Source organism: Candidatus Neomarinimicrobiota bacterium (genome assembly GCA_022567655.1).
Taxonomy (GTDB): Bacteria; Fidelibacterota; SORT01; order SORT01; family SORT01; genus JADFGO01.
In genome coordinates this window covers 1-9,219 of the sequence record JADFGO010000082.1, presented here as the reverse complement: position 1 = coordinate 9,219, position 9,219 = coordinate 1, and the positions used below count along the sequence as shown (strand labels likewise).

10 protein-coding genes are annotated in these 9,219 nt (G+C 42.4%); 1 reads left to right on the top strand and 9 read right to left on the bottom strand.

The features are described 5' to 3' along the window. The 5 genes from IID12_08335 to IID12_08315 form a co-directional block, all read right to left on the bottom strand. Window positions 1-410 (bottom strand): glycosyltransferase family 2 protein (locus IID12_08335; GenBank protein ID MCH8289096.1); only part of this gene is annotated, 410 nt, incomplete at its 3' end. Then, on the bottom strand, window positions 407-1,522 hold the full coding sequence (locus IID12_08330) for a glycosyltransferase (protein ID MCH8289095.1): 1,116 nt from the start codon (window positions 1,520-1,522) through the stop codon (window positions 407-409). The genes IID12_08330 and IID12_08335, both read right to left, overlap by 4 nt. Window positions 1,523-1,567: 45 nt before the next feature. Beyond that, window positions 1,568-2,518, bottom strand: coding sequence for a glycosyltransferase family 2 protein (locus tag IID12_08325; protein ID MCH8289094.1), 951 nt, complete (start codon window positions 2,516-2,518; stop codon window positions 1,568-1,570). After that, window positions 2,515-3,192: a DUF4292 domain-containing protein gene (locus tag IID12_08320; GenBank protein MCH8289093.1), complete on the bottom strand. Its 678-nt coding sequence runs from the start codon at window positions 3,190-3,192 to the stop codon at window positions 2,515-2,517. Before IID12_08320 ends, IID12_08325 begins: the two co-directional genes overlap by 4 nt. Before the next feature lie 87 nt (window positions 3,193-3,279). Then, on the bottom strand, window positions 3,280-4,884 hold the full coding sequence (locus IID12_08315; protein MCH8289092.1) for a tetratricopeptide repeat protein: 1,605 nt from the start codon (window positions 4,882-4,884) through the stop codon (window positions 3,280-3,282). Window positions 4,885-5,040: 156 nt separating this feature from the next. Here IID12_08315 and IID12_08310 point away from each other — a divergent pair, with 156 nt between their 5' ends. Further along, window positions 5,041-5,874 (top strand): hypothetical protein, encoded by an 834-nt coding sequence (locus tag IID12_08310; protein ID MCH8289091.1) that lies wholly within the window; start codon window positions 5,041-5,043, stop codon window positions 5,872-5,874. Between the two features lies 1 nt (window position 5,875). On the opposite strand, the gene IID12_08305 is transcribed toward IID12_08310, so the two are convergent. The 4 genes from IID12_08305 to IID12_08290 form a co-directional block, all read right to left on the bottom strand. Next, entirely contained in the window at window positions 5,876-6,070 is a 195-nt protein-coding gene (locus IID12_08305; GenBank protein MCH8289090.1) for a hypothetical protein, read from the bottom strand. 39 nt (window positions 6,071-6,109) lie between these two features. Beyond that, window positions 6,110-7,876: a diguanylate cyclase gene (locus IID12_08300; GenBank protein MCH8289089.1), complete on the bottom strand. Its 1,767-nt coding sequence runs from the start codon at window positions 7,874-7,876 to the stop codon at window positions 6,110-6,112. Between the two features lie 136 nt (window positions 7,877-8,012). Further along, entirely contained in the window at window positions 8,013-8,546 is a 534-nt protein-coding gene (locus tag IID12_08295) for a hypothetical protein (protein MCH8289088.1), read from the bottom strand. Window positions 8,547-8,637: 91 nt separating this feature from the next. Further along, entirely contained in the window at window positions 8,638-9,213 is a 576-nt protein-coding gene (locus IID12_08290; GenBank protein MCH8289087.1) for a sigma-70 family RNA polymerase sigma factor, read from the bottom strand. Window positions 9,214-9,219 lie beyond the last annotated feature (6 nt).

Below are 9,219 nucleotides of genomic sequence, written 5' to 3'. Positions count from 1 at the left end.
TACCATATCATTCCTACATTTTCATAGTAACAAATTTTAGGACATACAATTCCTACGCCTCTCTCCGAAAGCGCAGTTCTCATAAGATATGTCAAGAAATCTTTTTGAACCGCCGTGTCGTTGTTTAGAATGAGAATATATTCGGCGTTCTTATCCAACGCTTTTCGGATCCCGGCGTTATTCCCCCCGGCATACATCAGATTAGTTTCGTTCTCTATTATTGAAACATCAGGGAATTCTCCTTTTATCAGTTCGACCGAGTCATCGGTTGAGGCATTGTCCACCACGCTGATTTGTTTATTGGGATAATCTATCTTGTCAAGAGAACGAAGGCATTCAACAGTGTCGTCTTTTCCGTTCCAGTTGAGAACTATGATCTCGACGTGCGGAAGCTTTTGTGAAAGAGTCATTTAATTAAACTCTCAAGTGATTGAATCAGATTGTCCCACGAAAATAAGTGTTGACGCTCGATGATGTTCTTTTTGAAACCCTCCGCTTTTCCATTTTTAAAGTAATCGATCACCGCATCAGCTACCGCCGAACTCGAACCCGGTTCAACGATATAGCCGGTCTCTCCATCCCACACAACTTCGGGCAGTCCTCCTACCCGTGTAACAACTACAGGTATGCCGAAATTATACGAGATTTGAACTATGCCGCTCTGGGTCGCATTCGTGTAAGGGATAACGACGAGATCGGTATTCTCGAAATAACTTGAGACCTCTTCATTCGGGATGTACCTGTCGATGACCTTAACGTTCTTCGAGATACCGAGTTTATCTATCAGCTCCAGGTACGGAATCTTTTCGTCATAAAATTCGCCCGCGATAGTCAGAATCAGATTCATCTTTCGCAATATTTCCGGCATTGCCTCAAGGAGGTGGATCAACCCTTTATATTTCCTCACATAACCGAAAAAGAGGATTCTCGCAGGAGACTCTCCGTTCTTCTCCGTCATATCGGGAACGCCTCCCGCCGATTTGAATATATCATAGACAGGATGAAAATTTTTCACTATAACCGCGTTCGGATACATATCAAGGAGGTTAACCTTGTCCTCCTCTGAATGAACGATAAAGCGGTCGACCTTTTGAAATACTCTCCTGCTCAAAATCCCGTCTATAAAAGATTCTTCATGCGGCTGTACGTTGTGGCAAATAAATATCCGTTTGCCTGAAATTCCGCGCAGCCGGCTAAGGATTGTGCCGTAACAGGGTCCGAAAAACGGCTGCCACCAGTGAAAGATCACCGCGTCCGGGTCGGCAGATTTTATAAACCTTGCTGCTCTAAACCATGAGATCGGGTTGACCGAATCTATCAACCTTTCAGACGGAGCCTCAAATATCCTGCCCGACTCGTCATATTGCGTTTTACCGGGAAATAGTATCGAAGGATACATTCGTTTAAAATTCAGGAGCAGCGGCTCGTGTCCCTTATCGAGCATCGCCTGATAGAGACGGGTATTATAGTGAGAAATTCCCCCTCTGTAGGGATGTGACGGACCGACCAGAACTACTTTCATTATTGACCCATCAGCGGGTCTTAGGGTCTATCCCTCATACAGAGGTCAATTTTCACTATCGACTCCGATTTTCTCCGATACGGAATAATTCTCCCTATCTTTTCCCGCGGCAATCATCTCGGCAAGTAGTCCGAGGGAAACGAACTGGATACCCACGATCATCATCAATATACCGAGGAAGAGAATAGGCCGATTCCCGATCCAGATACCGCCAAACCATTGGTACGTAAGGTAACCGTTGATCAAAAGACCGATAAAAAACAAAATCCCTCCGAGTATGCCGAAGAAGTGAAGAGGGTTCTTATTATACTTCCCGAGGAACATTACCGTTAGCAAGTCCAGAAAACCCTTGAAAAAGCGGCTCGCACCGAATTTGGTGCTCCCGTATTTACGGCTCCGGTGATTTACTACCAACTCTCCGACCCTGAATCCCGCCCATTTGGCAAGTACCGGGATATACCTGTGCAGTTCACCGTAAACTCTGACCGTTTTGACGACGTCGGCTTTATATATTTTCAATCCGCAGTTGAAATCATGTATTCTGACGCCGGACATCAACCGGGTAACGAAGTTGAAAAGCCTGCTTGGAATTTTTTTCGTCAAGGGGTCTTTTCTGTTCTTTTTCCACCCGGAAATAACGTCATATCCTTCATTCAACTTTTCAATCATGGCGGGAAGTTCGGCAGGGTCGTCCTGAAGGTCGGCGTCCATAGTCACCACGATATTACCCCTCGAAATTTCAAAGCCCTCCGACAGCGCTGCGGATTTTCCATAATTTCTCCTGAACCGGATTCCGATAATACGGGAGTCGGTTGAGGCGAGGGTTTTTATCTCTTCAAAAGAACCGTCTCTGCTGCCGTCATCAACGAATATGATCTCATAACTGATTGAAAGCTTTCCGAGAGACTCCGTTATCTCGGACGCCAGTTCCCGAATCGATTCCCTTTCATTATACAAGGGGATCAGTATTGAAAGATCAACCGCTGAGCTCTTCAAGGAGTTACCTCTTCTAAAACTTCTATCGTCCGGTTTGTATATTCCAACGAAAATGAACCTCCAAGTTTTTCACTGAAAACATGAATTATTCTTGGGAGATTTACCCCTTTAATCGTTTCTATGTCGTAAAATCGTTTTTCCAATTCATATTCCCCGTTAGAAACGGATATGATCTGTCGGACTAATATCAGCGATTTACGATCTACCCAACTTGATTTTTTCACATCGTTGATTCTTATTTCAAAGTAGTACTTATCACCGTCTATGCTGTATTGACGTAAGCTGTCCAGTTCTTTCGGGTTTATGGTCGTCGTTCCCGTAAGCACTTCTAAAAGTTCATTCAATCCGGAACTAAAAGGCAACCCCATAAAATCTATTTCATCGGGAGTTCCTTCATAGAAATCCTGTCTCAAATAATCCCTTAACATATAATAGCCGCTGTCCGCTTTAACCTCGGCAATCGGGATACCGAGCGGACCCCTGATACTCATCTCGAGAGTCGATGGCATCTCGATTCTGATGTAACAGGTTCCTGTCTGCATCATCTCGCCTGTGTCAATCGCAATTCTCGCTTCACCGCTAAAAGAGACGATCTTTTGTTTATTGTCATTAATAGCGGATATAATACTTTCAGCACTGATGACGGGATCAACGGAAGATTTTGTAGTTGTCATTAATCCGCAGCCGTAACTCAGGCTGATTAACGCTGTTAACGATAGGGGGCGTAGGTGATTATTCACAATTCGTAATTGGAATTTATATTACCTGGTAAAATCCTTTTCAATTGTAGTCGTTTGCACTTCTTCAGCTTCAAGTGCCCTCTGATAAAAATCCTTTGCCAGCTCCTTCTTGCCCATTTTAATGTAAATATCGCCCATATGTTCTAAGACTTCTGCGCTTTTATCATCCAGGCTGATGGATTGCTTGACAAATTTTTGCGCTTTTTTAATGCTTCCCATTTTAAAATAAATCCAGCCGAGTGTATCAAGATAAGCAGGGTTATCGGGTGATTTATCCACTGCTACCTGTGCCATCTCAAGGGCTTTTTTCAACATAATTCCACGTACCGACAGACTGTAAGCGTAATTATTCAAGATGGTGGTGTTACTCGGATCTTTACTGAGTATTTGAAGATGAAGGTCGTCCGCTTCATCGTATTTCTTTAGATTATCATAAACGGATGCAAGTACCGTTTTAGTAGTTACGTCATCCGGTCTCATATTGAGAGCGCCGATAAGAGAGGTTTCGGCTTTTTTATAGTTTTTTACGCTATTATACGCCGTTCCTAAGAGATAGCGTATAGTCCAGCTGCGGGGAGACATTTTATCACCCTGCGTAAGCACTTCGATCGCCTCATCGTTCCTGTTCCGGATCAGGTAAACCCGCCCCAGATTCGAATATCCGACCGACATACGAGGCACAAGATTTATCAACTCTTTGAAATTCGTCACCGCGGTCTCATACTCTTTGAGATCGGCGTTTATATTACCAAGATAGAAATATATCCGCCATTCTTTCTCATTTCCGCTTTTCAGCTTCTCGAAATGCTCCCTTGCTTCCTCCAATTCGCCTTCCCGCCAGTATAGATCGCCGAGGGAGATCATTGTCGATAAGTCCTTATCATCATCTTTCAACTGGTCCTGATAAAGTTTTTTTGCTTTTTCAAAATTTCCTTTATCCGCATAGTAATCAGCAATCTTCTTTCGTATAGCCTGATTCCCGGGAAATTGTTCGTAATACTTTGAGAACAGGCTTATCGCTTTTTCTTCCTGCTGAAGTTTTTCATATAGATCTCCGGCACGGAGCAATGCCTCCGTTGCGGAGGAATCATATTCATATAGCCGTTCAAAGGTCTTCGCAGCTTCGATTCTGTTACCGGCTCTAACGTACGAATCCGCAAGCTGAAACCATCCATTCCGATCATCAGGGTCAAGAGATACCAATTTATCATACCAGCGGGCAGCAAGAGCATATCTTTCGTTCGCAAAATAAATACGGGCGAGCAGACCCGTCGCTTCGGTGTTATCCGGGTCCAATTCAATCGCTTTTTTGGTTGATTTGATGGCTTTTGCGGAATTCTGTAATCTTGTATAATCCTCAGCGAGAGCAAGATAGATCGTTGCGGAAGTAGAATCATATTTCAAGGCTTTGATATACTCTTCAATGGCAGCGGCATATTCTTCACGGAGATCCAATATCGACCCTTCCATGAAATGGTCGATAGCAAGCGGGTTGTATTCCCGATATTGATCAGATTCGCTGACTTTTTCGGTGGAAGCTCCTTTAGGGGCGGTTGTACATTGAACAAAACTGATGCTCAGCAGAGTCAGCAGGAGAGTGATTTTAATTGAAACTATGTCATTCATCGGCTTATTAAATTATCCCCACAATTCAAATGAAACAAGGGAAAACTATATATTTTAAAAAAGCTTGCGGGGAGTACGTCTCCACGCTTATTTTCGGTGTGAGTGAACTCAGGAGTTGTTTACCGTAGAATTCGTTAAAGAGATGGTAGTTTCCGAATGAACGAAAAATTCTGGACATTTATAAAAATAATCGCAGCCGTAATTGCCACGGTTCTGATATACAATTTCATGAATAAAGGAATACTGTCAGAATTTATTGAACCCTCCATAGTTGAGTCCTCTATGGATAAACTCCATGAAATTCTTATGAGCCGTACACGGGAAGCAGACGCAAAAGAGAACCTCGATAAAATATTCGAAGAGTTTTCGGAAAAAGTCGCCGGGGGAGAGATCGCCCCCGAAGAAGTTGAGGATATTGCATCCTCAATTCTAAATTTGAGAATGGTCGTAAATCCGGATTTCGATGCTGAGATTCGCCGCATAATTGTCGGGATTGAAAGGGCTCACGAAAATGTTGACTTTTCTGCTGCCTCTAAGCAGGCGATTTCGATAAAGCTCGATTCTATCGCTATCAGAATTGAAGAGCTTTCCGCATTTCAGGAAGAGAACCTTTCAGAGCTAATAGGTATCGATAGGTGGTCGGAACCGCTGATAACGGGCGGAAGAGTCGCACAGCTGTCTCAAGAAGATGAGCAAGTCGTATTGGAATATTTACATGTCAACCCCGTAGAGGTTGCCCCACTTGCGCCGATAGAGAGGAAAGAATCAGAATTAACCATCATCGGAACTCTCCCCGTGTCTCTTCCACCGATAAAGATCACGAAAAAGCTGCACATCATCATAGACTCATCCCGAATGTCAAAGATGGATTCGGTAAAATTGCGAAAATTAGAGTATAGTTTAAAAAATCTTAAATTGATTAAAACCATACGATTGAAACGTAAATCTGAAAAACCATCTGATTCGTCGAAGGTTGCCCCCGTAGATTAGCTTAACCGTAAATCTCTTTTTCATTACAACTACAGACTCTTACCATTTTCTTGTTAAGTTTCCATGAGTCGGTTTTTTCAGACTTCGAAGTCGAGTAGTGCTTTAAATAGGTGTAACTGTTGCCGCATACGGGACAATGTTCCCCATCGGTGCCGACCTTAGCGGTCTTAGCGGCGAAACTTCTATCTTTTGCCATTTATTTTACTCCAGCTTTGTAACTTATTATTTCCCTCTTTTACTTGGATATCAGATCAGGTTTCTGATACCCCTCATGTTTCAGTTTTATAATCGCTCTGTCAGCGCTCGAAATTATCTCATCTGCTGTCTCTCCGTCATCCGGAAAACTCGATAATCCGATGCCGACGTTGAATGTAATAAATTCGTTATTATAATCAAACACTCTCTTTTCCAAATCTTTTTTGATCCTACCGGCAATTTCCGAAGCTAATTTTTGACTTGTTCCCAGGAGAATCATGCCTAACTCATCACCGCCATACCGTGCCTTAGTATCAGAAATACGTGTAGATTCCCGCAAATACTGCCCTATGAAATTTAGTATGGCGTCCCCTGCCTTTCTTCCATGCTTTTTATTGATTCTATCCATCTTGATCACGTCTATTATCAATACGGAAAACCTGCCCTCATATCTTTTGTCTCTCAATATCTGGTTCGTAACGATACTCTTAAAATGTTTAAGATTCGGAAGGTCGGTCAGGCTGTCAATCAGTAAGTTAGATGTTTTCTCTCTCATCAGATTTAATCTTGATAATACGTGTCCGGCCATACACCCTACGGAGGTGAGAATAGCCTTATCGGTTTCCGAAAATTTAGCCGGCGTTTTACTGTCCATCCCGATAACCCCGATCACTTCATCACCGATGGAGATAGGAGCGCCGAGGTAGGAGTGATATTCTCTGTTTGTTTTTTCATCGCTGACAAACCTTGGTTTAAAATATCCCTCCTCCTCTATTTCAGGTACCGTAATCATGGAATTCTTTTTTATAACGAGCCCGTTCAACCCTCCTTCAACCGGGTATTCAACCCCGACAACAAATCTTTCTCTCTTTCCCTCAGACTGGACAATTTTTAGGGTATCAGACTTATTCTCGATCAATAATGAGATAGTGACGGCATCGGATTTAACCAATCTTTTAATTATACTCGCCGTCTGATTAATGACCTCTTCAATCCTTTTTGAACGTTGTACCAGAAGAAAATAGCGGTAGAGTTCAGACAGATAACCCAGACGGTTGTGGAAGTTAAACGTGGAGTCCAACTGAGAGATCGTTTTTTCCAAGAGAACAGCAAAGTTTTCTATAAGCTTTTTATCAGACTCTCCAAATGAGTCCTCCGCTCTGCTGTCGACAAACAAAACACCTATCGGTTTTTTATCATAGAATACCGGTGTTCCCAAAAACGATTTTACATTTTTCGGATCCTTGAGGTAATCGATGCTTTCGGCGATATCGTTAATACTTTTCACAAGAATTGTGCTCTGAGATTGATGCACCTTACCGATAATACCTTCACCCATTCCCAGTTCCCTGTGAAATTCGTCTGATTCGTCAGCCGGAACGACCGATTGAATTTCCATTCTGGACCCGCCCATATAAAAAGCTGCGGCTCTTGCCACGAATGTATCGCTGAGGGTGTCAAGGAACATATCTATATAGCTTTTGTATTCATCATCGGCGTAATAAGCCGGGATATCCGTGAAATCCTTTTCTTCACTGCTAATGTTTAAAAATGGGAACTTATTCTTGAACTCGTAAATATGTCCGGCTGAATTGGAAGCAGCTGTCACGGCTCTATATATCAGGATAACAGAGCCTATAAAAATTGTGACGGCAGATAAAGGTTTCAGCACGTTATGCAAACCGCCGACACTGTTTTCTGTCGTAAGATACAGATACATTAGAGCGAGAAGTAAGATGAAACCTATCCCTATTGACGGAAAGCTCCGTCGACTGACGGATTTTGGCGCTTCTCGCAGGTTAATCAAACATGAACCTTAGTAATTAAAAGCTGTTGGAGCCTAATATAGAACAAACTGACGAAATGTCAATAAAGTTCGGGGATTATACTTCCGTATATGCCTATCCGATATTCCGAATCAATATCCGGGAGGAAATATGATTTTACTCGTCTAAACTCTTGTCTTTGAAAGAATCAGTGTTATCCGGCGTTGAATTTTCATCATCTTTTTCTTCAGAATCAGGCTCGATCAACTCATCCTCTTCTATGGCGGCAGGTTTGTCACTCTTTTTTTCAATGAATCCCGGGCTTGAGAGCGCCGGCATTCCGTTTCCCGCATCACCTGAAAACCCATCGTACATGTAAACGGTTCCGGTCACCAGGATAAGCAAAACAGCAAATCCCATCGCAAAAGCTTTAAAACCGAACGAAGCAGGATTCAGCAACTCACCAACTTTGTCACTGATAGAAACATCAGAGCCTTCTCGCAACTTTTTGTAAAGTTTGGTTTCAAAGTCCGGAGAGGTACTGACTACGCCAATATTACCAAAGCTTTTAAGGATTTTCTGCACGTCCGCAGTTAAATGCGCACAATCGGAACAAGTTTCCTGGTGTTCCAATGCGGATTTTTTCTCTCGAGTAGTTAAACTATTTTCAATTAGGTTCGTGACGTTATCACGATATTCGTTACAATCCATCTATAGGCATGCTCCCTTGGTTATGTAATTACTATTCTTTCTGATTTCTCATCAATTTTAATCTTCTTTCCAACGGTGAAGTATCGGCTCACTACCTGATATCTTTCAGCATTTCTTGAAGCTTTAATCTCGCCCTATTTACGCGGGACTTAACCGTCCCGAGAGGGACTCCTATTATGTTACTAATCTCATCATAAGAAAGTTCCTGAATATCTCTAAGAATTATTACCGTGCGAAATTTCTCATGCAATTTTTCAATTGCCCCTTGTATGATTTTCTCATTGAACAGGCTGTCCGTTTCTTCCTCAGGAGTTCTATCGCCGGAGGGTAACTCATATTCTTTTTCATCAACGCCCTTCCCTGATATTGAAAACATCCTTCTTCTCTTCCTCTTTCGCAGCTCGGTTTTTGCAAGGTTTCCGGCTATTGTATATATCCACGTAGAGAAGCGGGCAATGTTTTCATAAGCATTCTTATTCTTGTAAACCTTCAGGAAAGTGTCTTGTACAATGTCTTCGGCTTCATCCATTTGTCCGAGGAATCTAAAAATAAAGTTCAACAATCGATCTTTATATCTATGAACTATCTCGTCAAATGCGTATTCATCACCATCTTGAAATCTGGCGATCAATTCCTCATCAGTGTATTTATGGTTATCTTTAGACAACTCTTT